This is a genomic window from Streptomyces rubellus, assembly GCF_036323805.1.
Taxonomy (GTDB): domain Bacteria; phylum Actinomycetota; class Actinomycetes; order Streptomycetales; family Streptomycetaceae; genus Streptomyces.
Genome location: NZ_JAZDCX010000018.1, coordinates 15,673 through 31,256 on the forward strand (window position 1 = coordinate 15,673; position 15,584 = coordinate 31,256).

Consider the following 15,584-nt stretch of genomic DNA (forward strand, 5'->3'; position numbering starts at 1 on the left):
CGCGGCCGGCGCCGTCCACCGTCCCGATCCCCTGGGTCCAGGGCATCGGGACGGTGGACGGCCTCGTCCCTGTACGACGGGCATCTGAGTCACGACGGACTGTTATCTTGAGACCTCGGCAGACACGGAGCCGCACAGCCACCGTGCGGCACGGGAACGTCTCCGTCGCCGCCGGCCACGAAGGGGAGAATCGCTGATGGGGACTCAGCAGGAGAAGGACGAGCTCTACGCCATGGACATCTCCGGCGCCGTGTGGGAGAGCGCGCCCGGCGGCCCGGAGGACGAGCGGGTGGAGATCGCGCACCTGCCGGGCGGAGCCGTGGCCATGCGCAACTCCAAGGACCCGGACACCGTGCTGCGCTACACCGCCGCGGAGTGGCGGGCCTTCGTCCTCGGTGTGCGCGACGGGGAGTTCGACCTCAAGTCCTGAGGGCCCCGGCGCCGCAGGAGCACAGAAGCAGACGGGCGCCCGGCCGGTGAGCCGGGCGCCCGTCTGGCGCGTTCGGTGGGAGCTCGCTCCCGGGAGTCCGGGGACTCAGAACTGGAACTGCTGCGCCGCCTTGTTGTCCGTGCGCTTGTAGCCGGAGGCCGCGCCCTCCAGGCCCTGGGAGATCCTGATGAGCGTGTCGCGCAGACCGGTGACGTTGTCGCTCCAGCCCCGGTGCTTGGCGTAGAAGGCAGCCTTGGCCTCACCGTCCCAGGTGTCCACCGTGGCCTTGACCTTGCCCTCCAGTGCGTTCAGCTGGCTCTCCAGAGTGGTGGCGACCCCCCTGATGTCCTCCGCGGCGGCATGGACGGTCGCATACGTGATCTTGATGGTCATGTCTCCCCTTCCCTGTCTTCCGTGTGATCGTTACTTGGTGGTCGGGGTGACGCCCACGCCCGTGAAGTCGCTGATCGGGCTCGCCTTGGCGATCTGGTTGAAGCTCTCCATCTGGTCGATCTCGTTCGCGGTGAAGCCGTCCTTGCTCGCCCGGAGTGCCTCCTCCATCATCTGGAGCTTGCCGTCCAGGGCCCGCGCGAAGTCGTTGGCCTGACGCTGGAGGGTGTCGTAGGACCGGTGCGCCTCGCCCTTCCAGGCCCCCTCGATCGTGTCCACCACGGCGTTCAGGTTGGCGATCTTGGTCTTCAGCGTGGACTGCATCGACTGCACTTCAGAGATCAACTGCTGGAGTTGAGCATCATCTGACTGGAAGTTGCCGCCGCTGCCGCCTTCTCCGGACATACCTTTTTCTCCTTGTTGGATATGAGTTGCTGCTTTTCACGGACCGGCCTGCGTCGGGCGCACGTCGAACGCGCCACCCACTACGTGCGGCGCGTTCTCCGCACGAGGACGAAGGCGCCGACCGCCACCACGGCCGCCGCGGCACCCGCTCCCAGGTAGATCCACAGGTCGTTGTCGCTCTCTTCGGCCGCCGCCTCGGAACTCGCCTTTTCCACCCGGTCGTTGCCGGCCTTGTCACCGCTTTTCGCGTCGTTTCCCTCCGGGGAGGGTGACGCGGGCGGCGACGCGTCCAGTTCCACCGCCTCGATCGGGTTCTTGTCCGGGTCTCCCGGATCACCCTCGCCTTCGAGGAGGTGGATACGCGGCCGGACGGCACCGTAGCCGATGTACCTGCTGGCCACGTCTTTCTTGCCGTCCTTGCGTCCGGCGGTGTCGACCAGGACGCGGAGGACCTGGTTGGCCGTCCAGTCGGGGTGCTTCGACCAGATCAGGGCCGCGGAGGCGGAGGCGATGGCGGTGGCCATACTCGTGCCGCCGCTGTCAGTGCAGTACGACTGCAACTTCTCGTCGCACCACACAGGAATGTCGACCCCGGGTGCACTCAAGTCGACGTAGTCACCGGACTGGGAGAATTCTCCGACTTCCCCCTCCTTGTCGCTGGCGGCGACTCCGACAACCCCTGGATAACCGGCGGGGTAACTCGGCAGGTTGTCCCCTTTCCTGTCGTTTCCCACACCGGCGAAGACGAGTTTCCCCTTGGACAGGGCGTACTCGACCGCCTCCGCTGTGTCGGCGAAGGGCATACCGGCAAAGGAGAGGTTGAGAATCTGCGCGTCCGTGTCCGCGGCTGCCCGAATGGCGTCGCTCGACCTCTTGGTCGTCTTCTCCCACTCCTTGAAGCCGTCGAGGACCGCACGGACCGGGATGACCTTCGCTCCAGGGGCGAGCCCCTGGAGTCCGCCGTTCCTCCCCGTCCCCACGATGTACTCGGCGATGGTGGTGCCGTGTCCCGCGTAGTCGTCGGTGGCCTCCCCGGGCAGCCCGGTGGCGTCGATCCCCGGCAGGACCTGTCCTCGCAGGGAGTCCGTGGTGGAGTCGACTCCGGTGTCGACCACCGCGACCTTGATGCCCTTACCCGTGCTGACCTTCCACATCTTCTCGGCCTGCATGGCGTCCAGGTACCACTGCTGCGAGCGCGCGTCGTCCGCCCGGGCCACCGGGACCGGGCCCATCAGACAAGCGGTCAGCACTCCGGCCAACGCCGGTACCAGGAGCAGTCGCCGCCGCGCCATGTGCCACAGCGGCCACCCGCCCGGCCCAGGGTTGTGTCCTGCCGTCATCGTCGCTCTCTCGTGGGGGTCAGTCGATGACCGGGGGAACGGTGTTGTTCCTCCCGACGGTCCATGTCTCTTCGTCCTCGGTCAGATAGTCGGGGCGGCGGGACTCGTTCCTGGACTCCTCCCGGGGACCGGGTGATCCGGTACGCGCCGCCATGCCCGTCGGGTTCCGACCGCCGTCCGCCGTACCGCCCCGGGTGAGACCGGTACCACCAGGTGTGAACGGACGAGCCGTACCTCCCGGTGCGGGAGCCTGCCGGGGAGCGCCGGTGATACCGCCCGGTGCCGGGGCCGTCTGCTTGCGGCCGGGGTTGTTGTTTCCCGCGCCGATCGCGGACGCACCCGTGGCACCCGCCGGAGGACGGCCCGTCATTCCGTGCTCCGTTCCGACCACGGTCCCGCGCGGAAGGTGCGAGCTGCCGACCCCACCGCGCTGGGCCTGCGGGGTGCCGCCGAAGACACCGGTGTTCGGACGGCCGGCCGGTGGCTGTGAGCCCTGGGGGGCGCCGCTGACCGGTCCCGCGCCCGTGACGGGACGTGCCGGGCCGTTGCCGTTCCCGGGCGGGATGTTGGACGTGTTGCCCAACGGCCCCTGGGCGCCGCTACGGATCCCCTGGTACGGACCCGCGTTCCGGGGGCCTCCACCTCCGCCCGACCGGTTGTTGTTCAGCGGGCCGTTGTGGGTGAGGGGAAGGGGGGCCATTTGAGCGGGGCCGGTGCCGCCTCCGCCGGTCGTGGGAAACGGAGTACGCGGTCCGGGGTCGGTCGTCGGCGGGGCGACCAGAGCCACGGTGTTGAGGTCGGTCCGCACGTCCCGCCCGGGAGTGGTCCCGCCGTCCGGGACCAGCACGGTGTGCTTCCCCTCGGGCACCGTGCCCCGCACCACGGTGCTCTCACGGCGTTCCCCTGCCTGAGACACGGGTTCCGCCGCCCGGTACTCCTCCGCCGACCCGCGGGAGCTCTGCCGGGAGCTTCCGGAACCGTCCTGCCGCACCGGCCGCTCGGGAGGCACCCCGACCCTCGGCATCGGGCCGAACCTCGGCTCCTCCGCGGCCCGCATGTTGTCGTGCGAGACCGTGTAGTAGGAGGCCAGGCGGTTCATCTGGTTGATGGCCTCCTGGCGGTCCTCCTCCTTCTTCTTGGCGAGCCTGTACCGCTCGTTGGTCTCGACCCGCTCCTCGGCCGGGATCGCCTCCACCTTCGGGGCGCCCAGGACGCTCGCGTCGCGCTTGGGCATGGCGCTCCGCACCGTGGCGAGGCCGGCTCCGGCCGCCTTCAGGTGGATGCTCGCCTGTTCGGTGTAGTCGGCCAGGACGAGGGTGTTCTTGCTGAGATCGCGCCCCCACGCCCGGAAGTTGTCGCCGAACTCGCCCTCCCAGTCGACCCTGTCGATGTGCGTCCTGAGGTCGTCGCCGATCTCCTTGATCTTGCCCGCGGCGTCCCAGAGCGCGTTCGCGGCGTTCTCGATCTCCCCGGGCCTGGCGTCCTCGACCAGGTCGAGCATCTCCTCGAGGTCCTTGCCCTCGAAGTCCGTGGAGCCCATGACACCGGCGCGCATCGCGCCACCGAGGCCGAACGGGAGGAACATCCCGTTCCGCCGCAGGTCCGTGAAGACCAGCAGCGGAGCGACGTTCGGCTCGTCCGGTCTCTCCTGCTGCTCGTCGCTCATGGTCTCGCCTCCCCCGTCAGTAGGCCGTTCCGGTGGCGCCGTCCCTGGTTGGCTGTTTCTCCGTCTGTTGCTGGTCCTGCTCCCGCCGGTGCTGCTGTGCCTGGTGCTGGAGCTGCCAGAAGCGCCACTTCAGGTCGTCCTCCAGGTTGCCGAAGCCGACGTCGGCGCCGTGCACGGCGATGCTCATGGCCTCGATCTGGGCTCCCAGCACCCGGGAGAGCCCGGTCAGGTGGGTGTGGACCCGGGTGTACTCGCGGTAGACGCCGTCGGCCTCGGCGAACTCCCCGCCGAAGGCGGCCCGGCTGACCTCCTGCTGCCCGACCTTGGCCGGGGAGGCCGGGGACTTCTCCAGGTCGCCGAGGATCCCGTCGACCCGCTTCTTGAACTCCTTGAGGGATTCGAGTTCGCCCTTGAGTCCCCCGGAGTCGGCCGGCAGCACCATAAGGCTCCCCCTCCACCCGTCGGCCGTGTGCACGCTTCCTCGCGCACGGTCAACACTCTAGCCATCGCGTATGACGACACCAACTGTCATTCGGCCGAGGACGGTTGGAGCACGCCTCCGGAACGGTGCGCGGAACCGGCGGGAGCCTCCGTGTCAACCCGTCCTCCGCAACAGGAGTGCACCATCCCGCCCTCGTCCCGCCGGGCCGGCCGCCGCGGCGCGGCCCCGGGAGGCCCCGGGCGGGCGGTGCGTCCGGTTCCGGTGACCGTTGTAAGGGTTCTGCAACCGTCGGCCGGGTGGTGAACCCCGGACACCGTCACCGCATCGGCCACCGTGCGCGCCGGCGGCGCCAGTCCCGGTAGACCAGGGAACCGCCCGCGATCACCGACACCAGGACGCCCCCGCCGAGCACCGTGTACGTGCCCAGTCGCTCGTCGCGCTCCTGGGGCGTCTCACCGAGGTGGAGCTCCGCCGGGGTGGGCGGCTCGCCCCGGTCGATGCTCTCCGCCACCGGCTCGTCGATCGGCCGGTCGTCCTCGGTGAGGGCGCGGACGGGGTCGATGACCCCCCAGCCCACATGGCGGTCGTGCCCGGAGATGGAGCGCTCCGCCGTCTGCATGAGCTGGGCGGCGATCTGGTGCGGTTTCCAGTCCGGGTGCTCGGCCACCAGCAGCGCCGCGACACCCGCGACGTACGGGGCCGAGAAGCTGGTGCCGTTGTCGGCGCAGTGGCCGCCGCCGGGGACGGTGGAGATCATGTCGACGCCCGGGGCGGCGATGTCCACGAAGTCACCGGACTGGGAGAAGAGGGCCCGTTCGTTGTTGCGGTCGGAGGAGGCGACGGCGATGACGTTCTCGTACGAGGCCGGGTAGGTCTCCTTGACGTTGCCGCCGAGGCCGTCGTTGCCCGCCGAGGCCACGACGACCACTCCGGCCGCCACCGCCGCGTCGACCGCTCTCTCCAGCGCGGAGTCGGGGTTGAGGGCCTTGGCGGTGTCCTGGGAGATGTTGATGACCTTCGCCCCGGCGTCCACCGCGTACGCGATGGACTCGGCCAGGGTCTCCGCGGTGCCGTTGCCCTCCGCGTCGTTCTGCTGGATCGGGATGATGGTGGCCTCGGGAGCGATGCCGACGAAGCCGGTGCCGTCGGCCGGGCGCGCGGCGATGATGCCGGCGACCTTGGTGCCGTGGCCGACGACGTCCTCCGTGCCGTTCTTCGCCAGGGGCTCGGGTTTGTTGCCGTACTTGTCCTTCTTGGGGTCCGGCAGGGTCCTTCGGCCCAGCCCGGCGTCGACCGCGTCCTTCAGCTGGGGGTGGTCGTCGTCCACTCCGGTGTCGATGACCGCGACCTTGACCCCCTTGCCCCTGGTCTTCTCCCAGAGCTGGTCGAGGAGCACTCGTTTGAGTGACCACGGTCGGCCCTCGTAGGGCTTGGCGGGGAAGGTGCACTGGCCCGCCTCGGCCGCCGCCGGCGGGGCCCAGGCCAGGGGTACGGCGAGGGTGGCCAGGGCCGTCAGGCCGACCGCCGCGGCCGTGGGCGGCGCCGTCCACCCGCGGAGCCGGTCCGCGGCACGGACGCGCCGCGCGGTGGCTGTGACTGTCCTCATCGCGTGAGTCTCCCCCGTCGTCAGGAACCCTGCGGCTGCCTGGCCGCGCTCTCGCTCAGCCGCGGCCCCGTCGGCAGGAAGCCGGACCAGGTGGCGGGCACCGGCACGGGCCGGGCGTCCCGGTAGCCGAGCCGGATCTGCGCCCGGTTGCCCTCCTGCGCCTCCTCCTGCGGGTCCTTCTTGCCGTCCGTGCCGATCCCGGCGTCGTCCTGGCCGCTGTCGGTGTTCGCCTGCACCGCGTAGCGCAGGCCCGTGTCGGTCACCAGGAAGACGCCTCCGGAGCCGGTCTCCCGGCCCTTGATCTGCCGGAAGAGCAGTCCGGAGCCGGGAGTGACGTAGGAGTTGGTGGCCCTGTTGGGGAGGGTCGCGGGGTAGTCGTCGGCGGCCCAGGTGCTGAGCGTGGTGGTGCCCTTCTCCTCGTCCACGTCGCGCAGCACGCTGCACAGCGTGTCCCGGCCGCTGTCGGCGGTGTTGACCGGCCGGGCCTCCGCCTCGGGCCACTTCAGCTCGCTGCCGTAGAGGGCGTTCTCGGGCCGGATGGCGCCGGCGCTGACCTCCCTGGCCTTCCCCTGCTGGCCGAGCGTGGTGGCCTCCGGGGAGTTCAGCAGGAGCTTGGCCATGAAGTCGGTGACCGGCCGCACCGTGCCCTTGAGCACCACGTAGTGCTGGAGGCCGGTGCCGGAGGGCGCGCGCAGCACCATCCCGATCCGGTTGGCCTCGGCGTCCAGGTTGCCGGGCGCGCCGGCCGGGGTGCCGATGCCCTCGATGCCTCCGGGGAACTGGATCCTGCTGCCCGTCTTGAGGGTCTTCAGCCAGTCCTCGGTGACGTCCTGCGGCTCGGTGCTGCCGACGACGGTGCGCAGCAGTGTGTCGTCGGCCTCGATCTCGTAGGCGGTGCCGGTGCCGTCGACGATGTGGAGCTTTTCGCCGAGGCGCACGTACATCACGTCGCCGCCGCCGAGCCGGTTCTTCCCCTCGACCTTGTCCCTGTCCCGGTCGGCGAGGACGAACACGGCCTTCTGCGCCCCGTCGGCGCCGGGCCGGGTGCACACCGCCCAGCGCTTGGCCTTCACCGCCTCGTCGTCATCCGGCAGCCGGTCGGGGGCGTAGGGGATGCCGATGGTGGCGCCGTGCGGGATCTTCCCGCTGTCCAGGACCTTCTCGTCGACCTTGACGATCTTGAGCTTGCTGGGGTCGAGGAGGAGTTTGGCGGAGGCCAGGTTGAGCACCGGGTGGAGCTGCTTCTTCCCGTCGGTCTCCAGGACGACGTACCGCGTGGTGGAGTCGCTGGCGATGATGACCTTCTCGCCGGGGTTGTCCCAGCCCTTGGGGGCCTTCGGTTTGAACATGCCCCAGGCCCCGAAGCCCGCCAGGACCAGGACCCCGACGACCACACCGGGGAGCACCGCCCGCAACGGGCGCGGAGCTCCCTCCTCGGTGCCGCTCGGGGAAGGCTGGAGGAATGCCGAGACCAGCCTCTTCTTGGCGAAGGTGTAGGCGTTGAGCTCGTCCCGCCGTGATGCCATGACTCGATGCTTCTCCCCACTGGTCGGCACCGGTCAGCCCGTGTCCCCCCCGGAAAGGCCGGGCATCGCCGTCGGCGCCGATTGTCGGACCGGGCCCCTACTATGCCTGCTGAGGCTCACCCGCCGCCGCTCCGGTAGGGTGATCGCCCTGCCAACGCCCCGCCACGCCGGGGCGATTACGGACACAGGGGGATTTTCAGGGGATGGGGACCGCCACGCGGGCCCGGACCACCACGTCCGCGCCCGACAGCCCGGTGCCGGACGCCGGACGCCGGACGCCCGCCGGGCCGCTTCCGGCGCGTACGGCGGTGTTGCGCGCGGAGGCCCGTCGGCGTCGCCTGGGGCCTTTCCGACTGGGGCAGTTGGTGCTCGTCGAGCTGGCCGCCGCGGTGCTGGTGGCCGCCGCCGCCGTCGACCGGATGCTGGTGGTCCCGGCCGCCGTGGTGGCCGTCCTCCTGCTGCTGTGCGCGGTTCTGCGGCGGCGCGGCCGTCCGCTGTCCGAATGGCTGGGCACCGCGGTGGCCCTGCGCCGGCGCCGCCGGCGGGCCGCGGCCGAGGTCCTGCCGCCGGACACCGATCCGGGACTGGCACCGGCCGTCGAGTGCGAGCCCGCGCTGCGCAGCCTGTCCTACACCGACCGGGAGCGGCGCGGCATCGGGATGGTCGGGGACGGCACGTTCCTGACCGCCGTGCTGCGCGTCGAGCCCCGCCCCGCGGCGCTGCGCTCCGGCCCCGCCGAACGTCCGCTGCCGATGCGGCTGCTGGCCGACGTCCTGGAGGTGGACGGCATACGGCTGGAGTCGGTGCAGGCGGTGCAGTACACCCAGCCCGCGCCCGCCCCCCATCTGCCCGGGCGGTCGGTGGCCGCGACGAGTTACGGCCCCCTGCAGGCCACCAGCGGCACTCCCGCGGTACGGGTGACCTGGGTGGCGCTCAAGCTCGACCCGGAGCTGTGCCGGGAGGCGGTCCGGGCCCGCGGTGACGGTCTGGAGGGTGCCCAGCGATGCCTGGTGCGGACCGCGGACCAGTTGGCGAGCCGGCTGACCGGTGCGGGTTTCCGGGCGACACTGCTCTCGGAGCAGGAGCTGGTCACGGCGCTGGCGACGGCGTCCGGGGCCAGCCCCATGGCCACGGCACGGGCCGGGCGGCCCGACTCGGCGCCCGCACGGCGCACCGAGGAGCGGGCGCGTGCCTGGCGGTGCGACGACCGCTGGCACACCACGTACGGGGTGTCCCGCTGGCCCGAACTGGGGCCGGGTGCCACACCGCTGCCGTCGCTGGTGGCCCTGCTGACGGGGGTGCCCTCGCTGGCCACCGTGTTCAGCCTGACCCTGAGCCGGGGCGAGCGGCGTTCCGTGGCGGTGCGCGGGCATCTGCGGATCACCGCGCGCAGCGACGGTGAGCTGGTCGCGGCCCGGCACACCGTGGAGCGGCTGGCGCGCGAGCGGCGCACCGGGCTCGTACGGCTGGACCGCGAGCAGGTGCCCGGGGTGCTGGCGACGCTGCCGTTGGGAGGGACACACTGATGCCCGGTTCCGCGGACTCCGCGACCGCCGCCGTACGGCCGCGGCTGGGGTTCGGGCTGCGCGGGCCCCGGACGGCCCGTCAGATGCTGCCCGTCGAGCAGTTGGACGCGCTCGCGCTGCCGGTCGGTGACGACGGTGTGGTCGCCGGGGTGGATGTGCAGGAGCGCCCGGCGGTGCTCGGACTGCACCACCCGGTGCCGTACGACGTGGTACTGGTGGGCGGTCTGTGGACGGCCCAGGTGCTGGCGCTGCGCGCGGCCGGCACGGGGGCGCGGGTGGCCGTCGAGACCGGCCGTCCGCAGGTGTGGACGAACCTGGCCCGGGCCGCGGGCGGCGACCAGCAGTGCATGACGCTCCACGAGGTCGGCCGGGTACCGCCGATGGGCGCGACGGCGGTCTCCCCGGTGGTGGTGATACGGGACTGCGGGATGAAGCCGCCGCGCGGCCGGGTTTCCGCCGGGCCCTGGCAGTCGGTGCTGACCCTGCTGCCGTATCTGAGCCCGGTGGCGCCCCGGTTGCTGCGGGGCGCCTCGCTCGCGGGCGTCCAGCAGGTCTCCCCGGAGGAGGCCCGGCAGGTGGGGCGCATCCTGTCCCTGAACCGGCAGGAGACCGAGGCGCTGTCCACCCTCGCCGACGGTGTGACGCTGTGGTGCGCGGGGCGGGACCGGCAGTTCGTGCTGACCCGGCCCACCGACGCGGAGGCCGGCCTGCTGGGCACCGCCCGGCGGCTGGACTGATCCGCGCGCGCCCGGCCGCGCTCCGGCGTACTCCGTCCCGGTCGTCATCCGTCCGTTGCCCGAGTGGGACAGGCCCGGCATGCCGTATCCGCCCCCATGGCGATTAGGGTGGGTCTGCGCGCGTGCGGGAAAGTCCCGGGGAGAACCGGCCGGAGACCGTGGCGGCGGAGTGCCGGGCACCGGCGCCCCCGGGAGCGAGGACGGTCCGCGCGGCCTGACCGGGTTGCTCGACCAGATCAGCAGGAGGCATTGTGAACAGCGACCGGGACGAGGTCCGCGTCGACGGGATCCCACCCGGCGACGACCTGCCCGAGGACGAGCTCGACGCCACGGGCGAGTTCACCATCGACTACACGCCGCCTGCCTGGTACACGCGGAACGCCGAGCCCGCCGCGCAGCCGCCGACGACCGCCGGCGGTGCCGACACGGGTACGGGCGCCGGGGCGCCGCCCGCGTTCCCACCCTCGGTGCCCGCACCGGCGCCCGCGCCCGACGCGCCGTCAGCGGGCGGCCGGAGCGAGCACGGTGGGCCTCACGGGGAGCGGGAAACCAGGAACGACCAGGAGGACCAGTCCGGCAGCGGGGACGTGGTCAGTGGCGCCACCATGCGCTTCTCCGCCGCGGCACTGCGCCGGGAGTTCGCCGAGCGGGACGCCGCCCGGGCCGCGGAGGACGGGGCGGAAGACGGGGAGGCCGGCGCCGAGGAGACCGGTCGTGAGCCGTCCGGTGCCGTCCCGGACGGCGCGGAGGCTCCCGGGACACCCGCGGCCCACGACGAGCCCGGGGAGTCCGCCGGTCCCCCGGCGGCGCCGGGGCCGGACGGTGAGTCGCGCGGAGCCGGCCCGCAGCCGCCCGTTCCCCCGTCCTCGCCCGTGTCGCCGTCCGCCGCACCGCAGCAGCCGCCCACGCCTCCCCCGGCACCGTGGGCGCCCGTTCCGGAGAGCGGCACCCCGGCCGGACTGCCGCCGTTGCCGCCGCACTTCCAGCCCGCCGCACCGCCGGGAGCCCAGCAGCCTCCCGCACCGCCCGCACCGGACCCCGCCACGCCGCAGGGCGGCTACGGCTTCCCCCACAACCAGCCCCCGGCACACCCCCAGCACCCCCCGCAGCCGCAGCCGTCCGGGCCCGCCCAGGCGGGGGCTCCCCTGCCGCCGTCTCCGGCACCGCCCGCACCGGACCCCGCCACGCCGCAGGGCGGCTACGGCTTCCCCCACAACCAACCTCCGGCACACCCCCAGCCTCCCGCCGCACCGCAGCAGGCCCAGCAACCCCCGGTGCCACCCGTGCCCGAGGCCCCCGCACCGGACCCCGGCGCACCGCAGGGCGGCTACGGCTTCCCCCACAACCAGCCCCCGGCACACCCCCAGCACCCCCCGCAACCGCAGCCGCAGCAGCCGCCGGACCCGCGTTCCGGCTCCGGCTGGCCCGCCGACCCGCGGCAGCAGCCGCCGAGCCAGCCCGGCGCGCTGGGCTACAACGCGTCGGTGGAGCTGTCCTCGGACCGGCTGCTGAACCAGAAGCGCAAGCCGCGGCCGCAGAGCAGCCGGAGCGGCGGCGGTTCCCGGTTCCGGCTCGGCGCGCGGAAGGAGGAGGCCGAGCGGCAGCGGAAGCTGCAGCTCATCCGCACGCCGGTGCTGTCCTGTTACCGCATCGCGGTGATCAGCCTCAAGGGCGGTGTCGGCAAGACGACGACCACCACCGCCCTCGGCGCGACACTCGCCACCGAGCGGCAGGACAAGGTCATCGCGATCGACGCCAACCCGGACGCGGGCACGCTCGGCCGCCGGGTGCGGCGCGAGACGGGCGCGACGATCCGCGACCTGGTGTCGGCGATTCCGTACCTCAACAGCTACATGGACATCCGCCGGTTCACCTCGCAGGCGCCCTCCGGTCTGGAGATCCTCGCCAACGACGTCGACCCGGCGATCTCGACGACCTTCAACGACGAGGACTACCGCCGCGTCATCGGCGTACTGGGCCAGCAGTACCCGATCATCCTGACCGACTCGGGCACCGGTCTGCTCTACAGCGCGATGCGCGGCGTCCTCGATCTCGCCGATCAGCTGATCGTCATCTCCACCCCGTCCGTGGACGGCGCCAGCAGCGCCAGCACGACGCTGGACTGGCTGTCCGCGCACGGCTACGGCGATCTGGTGCAGCGCAGCGTCACGGTCATCTCCGGGGTTCGTGAGACCGGGAAAATGATCAAGGTGGACGACATCGTGGCGCACTTCAAGACCCGCTGCCGCGACGTGGTGGTGGTCCCGTTCGACGAGCATCTGGCCGCGGGCGCGGAGCTGGACCTCGACATGATGCGGCCCAGGACGCGGGAGGCGTACTTCAATCTCGCCGCGCTGATCGCCGAGGACTTCGCGCGCCACCAGCAGGAGCAGGGGCTGTGGTCGCCGGGCGGGAATCCGCCGCACGTGGCACCGCCGATGCCCGGCCAGTCCGCTCCGCCGCAGCCCCATCCCCAGCAGGCACAGCCCGGTGGGGTCCCGACGCAGGCTCCGTACCCGCCACAGCCGGGGCAGCCGTACGCGCAGCCTGGCCGGCCGCCTCACCCGGGGCAGCCCGGCCAGGCGCAGCCCGGCGGCTGGCAGCCCGCTCCGCCGCCCCCGCCCGCCGGGGCGCCGGCACCGCCCGCGCCCGGCCAGCAGTGGCAGCAGCAGCCCGGGCAGTGACGGCCGCATGACGCGGACGGCTGTCGGCCCCGGTCGTCATCCGACCGGGGCCGACAGCCGTCCGGGTGCCGGGCACCGGATACTCAGCCCAGCAGGCCCTTGGCCACCCGCACGTCCTCGGCCATGCGCTCCAGCAGCCCGTCCAGCGTGGCGAACTTCTCCTGGCCGCGGATGTAGGCCAGGAAGTCCACGGCGACGTGGAGCCCGTAGAGCTCCAGGTCCACCCGGTCGATGGCGTACGCCTCCACCGTCCGCTCGGTGCCGTCGAACTGCGGGTTGGTGCCGACGGAGACCGCGGCGGGCATCGACTCGCCCGCCACGACCAGCCACCCCGCGTAGACGCCGTCCGCCGGGACCGCGGTGTGCGGCAGGGTTTCGACGTTCGCCGTCGGATAGCCCAGCTCGCGCCCGCGCTGGGCGCCGCGCACGACCACGCCCTCCACCCGGTGCGGACGGCCCAGCACCTCCGCGGCACCCGCCACGTCGCCCTCGGCGACCAGCCTGCGGGTGAGGGTGGAGGAGAAGGGTTCGCCGCCGCCCGCCGCACCGCGTACGAACAGGTCGACGACCCGCACGTCGTAGTCGTACGTCCGGCCCAGCTCGGCCAGGGTCTCCACGGTGCCGGCGGCCCGGTGGCCGAAGCGGAAGTTGGGCCCCTCGACGACGGTGCGGGCATGCAGCCTGTCGACCAGCACCTTCACCACGAACTCGGCCGGTGACAGCCGGGAGAACTCCTCGGTGAAGGGAAGGACCAGGACCGCGTCCACCCCGAGTCCGGCCATCAGTTCCGCGCGCCGGTGGTGCGGGGCGAGCAGCGGCGGATGGCTGCCGGGCCGCACGACCTCGCTGGGGTGCGGGTCGAAGGTGACGACGACGGCGGGCAGGCCGAGTTCCCGGGCGCGCTCCACCGTCCTGCCGATGATCACCTGGTGCCCGCGGTGCACCCCGTCGTAGGAGCCGATGGTGACGACGCTGCGCCCCCAGTCCTCGGGGATGTCCTCCAAGCCACGCCAGCGCTGCACAGTGCCCGCTCCTCGCCGAATGCCAGTTGGATGGTGCCGGTCCAAGGGTGCCATGACACCCCCGGCTCCCCGCACGGGACCCGCGCCCGCCGGACGGGGTCCGGCCGTCGGGGGTACCGGAGCGGGCCGGCCGGGGAGGGCGCCGGGAACGGAGCGCTCCCGTGCGCGCCGTGGTTCACTCCGCGCGCCCGGGGGACGGAGTGAGTTCCGGTCCCCGAGTGGACAGGGAAACGGGTGCACACAGGAGGGGGATCGTGGGGCGCGCACCGGCCGAGTGCGCGCCCCACGGTGCGTCCGTCCCCGTGGTGACAGGTCCGCGGCGGACGGCCCGCGGCGTTCTCAGACGAAGACGGCCAGACTCCTCGCCCTGCCATCGCGTTCCTCGACCAGGGCCAGGAAGTCCCCGTCGGGGCCGAAGACGGCGACCGGGCCGGCCGGGCCGGTTCCGTCGCCGGGCGGCATGGCGATCCGCGCGCCGTTGGCCAGCAGCCGGGCCTGCTTCGCGGCCACGTCCCAGCGGGGGAAGGCGGCGGCCACCGCCTCGCCGATGGGCATGACCTCCAGTGCCTCCTGGTGCTGCTCCAGGGTGCGCGCCACGTCCAGTCCGTAGGGGCCCACCCGGGTGCGGCGCAGCGCGGTGAGATGGCCGCCGACCTCCAGTGCGGCGCCCAGATCGCGGGCGAGGGCCCGGATGTAGGTGCCCGAGGAGCAGACAACCGAGACCAGCAGGTCCGTCACGGGGGTGCCGTCCCCGGCGATCTCCTCGCGCACGTCGTGCACGGTGAAGGAGGAGACGGTCACCGGCCGGGCGGCCAGTTCGACGTCCTCCCCCTCGCGCACCCGGGCGTACGCCCGCTTCCCGTCGATCTTGACGGCGCTGACCTTGGACGGCACCTGGAGGATGTCACCGGTCAGCTCGGCGATCCGGGCGTCGATCGCCTCGCGCGGCAGGCCGCCGGCCGGGGTGGCGGCGGTGATCTCGCCCTCCGCGTCGTCGGTGACCGTGCTCTGGCCGAGGCGGATGGTCCCGACGTACTCCTTGTCGGTCAGCGCCAGGTGCCCGAGCAGCCGGGTCGCCCTGCCGACGCCCAGGACGAGAAGGCCGGTGGCCATCGGATCCAGCGTGCCCGCGTGCCCCACCCGGCGGGTGCGGGCGATGCCGCGCATCTTGGCGACGACATCGTGGGAGGTGAAGCCGGCGGGCTTGTCGACGAAGACCAGCCCACCGGGCTCTCGGTTGTCCGTGCGTGCCACAGGTCAGGCGTCCTTGCCGTCCGGGTCGCCCCCGGACTTCCCGGCCCCGTCGGCCCCTGCCGCGCCGGCCTCCGCCCCGTCGGTCCCGTGCTCGTCGGCCTCGTCGGCCTCGTCGGCCTCGTCGACGGGCTTGCGGTACGGGTCGGCGTCACCGGCGTAGGTGGCGCCCGAGGACACCTGGCGTACCTGGGCGTCCGACGCCCTGGCCTTCTCCAGCAGGTCGTCGATGGTCCGGGCGTTCTCCGGGAGGGCGTCCGGGACGAACGTCAGGGACGGCGTGAAGCGCACGCCGGTCTGCCGTCCGACCTCCGAGCGCAGTACGCCCTTGGCGCTCTCCAGCGCCGCGGCGGAGGCCTCCCGGTCCTCGTCGTCGCCGTAGACCGTGTAGAAGACGGTCGCCTCCCGCAGGTCGCCGGTGACCCGGGTGTCGGTGATCGTCACATAGCCGAGCCGCGGGTCCTTGATCCGCCGCTGGAGGGTCTCCGCGACCACGACCCGGATGCGGTCGGCGAGTTTGCGTGCCCGCGCGGTGTCGGTCATGTGTCTGCTTCTTTCT

General features: G+C 72.7%; 14 protein-coding genes. 4 read left to right on the forward strand and 10 right to left on the reverse strand.

What is annotated here, in order from left to right:
- Positions 1-196: 196 nt before the first annotated feature.
- Positions 197-430 (forward strand): DUF397 domain-containing protein, encoded by a 234-nt coding sequence (locus V1L54_RS20600; protein WP_330119549.1) that lies wholly within the window; start codon positions 197-199, stop codon positions 428-430.
- 105 nt (positions 431-535) lie between these two features.
- Here the strand turns inward: V1L54_RS20600 and V1L54_RS20605 are convergent, their stop codons facing one another.
- The 7 genes from V1L54_RS20605 to eccB all read right to left on the reverse strand — a co-directional run bounded on the left by V1L54_RS20605 (position 536) and on the right by eccB (position 7,805).
- Positions 536-823, reverse strand: coding sequence for a WXG100 family type VII secretion target (locus V1L54_RS20605; protein ID WP_330119550.1), 288 nt, complete (start codon positions 821-823; stop codon positions 536-538).
- A gap of 30 nt (positions 824-853) precedes the next feature.
- On the reverse strand, positions 854-1,225 hold the full coding sequence (locus V1L54_RS20610) for a WXG100 family type VII secretion target (protein ID WP_330119551.1): 372 nt from the start codon (positions 1,223-1,225) through the stop codon (positions 854-856).
- 80 nt (positions 1,226-1,305) lie between these two features.
- Complete coding sequence (locus V1L54_RS20615; protein ID WP_330119552.1) at positions 1,306-2,565, reverse strand: S8 family serine peptidase; 1,260 nt, start codon at positions 2,563-2,565, stop codon at positions 1,306-1,308.
- A 19-nt stretch (positions 2,566-2,584) separates the two neighbouring features.
- Positions 2,585-4,231, reverse strand: a complete 1,647-nt coding sequence (locus V1L54_RS20620; RefSeq protein ID WP_330119553.1) for a hypothetical protein — start codon at positions 4,229-4,231, stop codon at positions 2,585-2,587.
- A 16-nt stretch (positions 4,232-4,247) separates the two neighbouring features.
- A complete protein-coding gene (locus V1L54_RS20625) occupies positions 4,248-4,673 on the reverse strand; it encodes a DUF2563 family protein (protein ID WP_330119554.1) in 426 nt (141 codons plus the stop codon).
- A gap of 316 nt (positions 4,674-4,989) precedes the next feature.
- Positions 4,990-6,279, reverse strand: coding sequence for a type VII secretion-associated serine protease mycosin (gene mycP / locus V1L54_RS20630; protein ID WP_330119555.1), 1,290 nt, complete (start codon positions 6,277-6,279; stop codon positions 4,990-4,992).
- 20 nt (positions 6,280-6,299) lie between these two features.
- Positions 6,300-7,805 carry a type VII secretion protein EccB gene (gene eccB, locus V1L54_RS20635; protein ID WP_330119556.1) on the reverse strand — a complete coding sequence of 502 codons (1,506 nt, stop codon included), beginning with the start codon at positions 7,803-7,805 and terminating at the stop codon, positions 6,300-6,302.
- Between the two features lie 203 nt (positions 7,806-8,008).
- Here eccB and eccE point away from each other — a divergent pair, with 203 nt between their 5' ends.
- From eccE to V1L54_RS20650, 3 genes are all read left to right on the forward strand, one after another.
- Positions 8,009-9,331 (forward strand): type VII secretion protein EccE, encoded by a 1,323-nt coding sequence (gene eccE, locus V1L54_RS20640; RefSeq protein ID WP_330119557.1) that lies wholly within the window; start codon positions 8,009-8,011, stop codon positions 9,329-9,331.
- On the forward strand, positions 9,331-10,068 hold the full coding sequence (locus V1L54_RS20645; protein WP_330119558.1) for a hypothetical protein: 738 nt from the start codon (positions 9,331-9,333) through the stop codon (positions 10,066-10,068). Before eccE ends, V1L54_RS20645 begins: the two co-directional genes overlap by 1 nt.
- A 251-nt stretch (positions 10,069-10,319) precedes the next feature.
- A complete protein-coding gene (locus tag V1L54_RS20650; RefSeq protein WP_330119559.1) occupies positions 10,320-12,752 on the forward strand; it encodes an SCO5717 family growth-regulating ATPase in 2,433 nt (810 codons plus the stop codon).
- An 83-nt stretch (positions 12,753-12,835) separates the two neighbouring features.
- Here V1L54_RS20650 and V1L54_RS20655 read toward each other — a convergent pair whose 3' ends face one another.
- The 3 genes from V1L54_RS20655 to rbfA form a co-directional block, all read right to left on the reverse strand.
- Positions 12,836-13,774, reverse strand: coding sequence for a bifunctional riboflavin kinase/FAD synthetase (locus V1L54_RS20655; RefSeq protein WP_330119560.1), 939 nt, complete (start codon positions 13,772-13,774; stop codon positions 12,836-12,838).
- A 339-nt stretch (positions 13,775-14,113) separates the two neighbouring features.
- Positions 14,114-15,028, reverse strand: a complete 915-nt coding sequence (gene truB / locus V1L54_RS20660) for a tRNA pseudouridine(55) synthase TruB (protein WP_330119561.1) — start codon at positions 15,026-15,028, stop codon at positions 14,114-14,116.
- A gap of 3 nt (positions 15,029-15,031) precedes the next feature.
- Positions 15,032-15,568 carry a 30S ribosome-binding factor RbfA gene (gene rbfA, locus V1L54_RS20665; RefSeq protein ID WP_330119562.1) on the reverse strand — a complete coding sequence of 179 codons (537 nt, stop codon included), beginning with the start codon at positions 15,566-15,568 and terminating at the stop codon, positions 15,032-15,034.
- Positions 15,569-15,584: the final 16 nt, after the last annotated feature.

Excerpts from the sequence above, each read along its gene's own strand:
- V1L54_RS20600 (WP_330119549.1), top strand. The coding sequence starts at position 197 with ATGGGGACTCAGCAGGAGAAGGACGAGCTCTACGCCATGGACATCTCC.
- V1L54_RS20605 (WP_330119550.1), bottom strand. The coding sequence starts at position 823 with ATGACCATCAAGATCACGTATGCGACCGTCCATGCCGCCGCGGAGGAC.
- V1L54_RS20610 (WP_330119551.1), bottom strand. The coding sequence starts at position 1,225 with ATGTCCGGAGAAGGCGGCAGCGGCGGCAACTTCCAGTCAGATGATGCT.
- V1L54_RS20615 (WP_330119552.1), bottom strand. The coding sequence starts at position 2,565 with ATGACGGCAGGACACAACCCTGGGCCGGGCGGGTGGCCGCTGTGGCAC.
- V1L54_RS20620 (WP_330119553.1), bottom strand. The coding sequence starts at position 4,231 with ATGAGCGACGAGCAGCAGGAGAGACCGGACGAGCCGAACGTCGCTCCG.
- V1L54_RS20625 (WP_330119554.1), bottom strand. The coding sequence starts at position 4,673 with ATGGTGCTGCCGGCCGACTCCGGGGGACTCAAGGGCGAACTCGAATCC.
- mycP (WP_330119555.1), bottom strand. The coding sequence starts at position 6,279 with ATGAGGACAGTCACAGCCACCGCGCGGCGCGTCCGTGCCGCGGACCGG.
- eccB (WP_330119556.1), bottom strand. The coding sequence starts at position 7,805 with ATGGCATCACGGCGGGACGAGCTCAACGCCTACACCTTCGCCAAGAAG.
- eccE (WP_330119557.1), top strand. The coding sequence starts at position 8,009 with ATGGGGACCGCCACGCGGGCCCGGACCACCACGTCCGCGCCCGACAGC.
- V1L54_RS20645 (WP_330119558.1), top strand. The coding sequence starts at position 9,331 with ATGCCCGGTTCCGCGGACTCCGCGACCGCCGCCGTACGGCCGCGGCTG.
- rbfA (WP_330119562.1), bottom strand. The coding sequence starts at position 15,568 with ATGACCGACACCGCGCGGGCACGCAAACTCGCCGACCGCATCCGGGTC.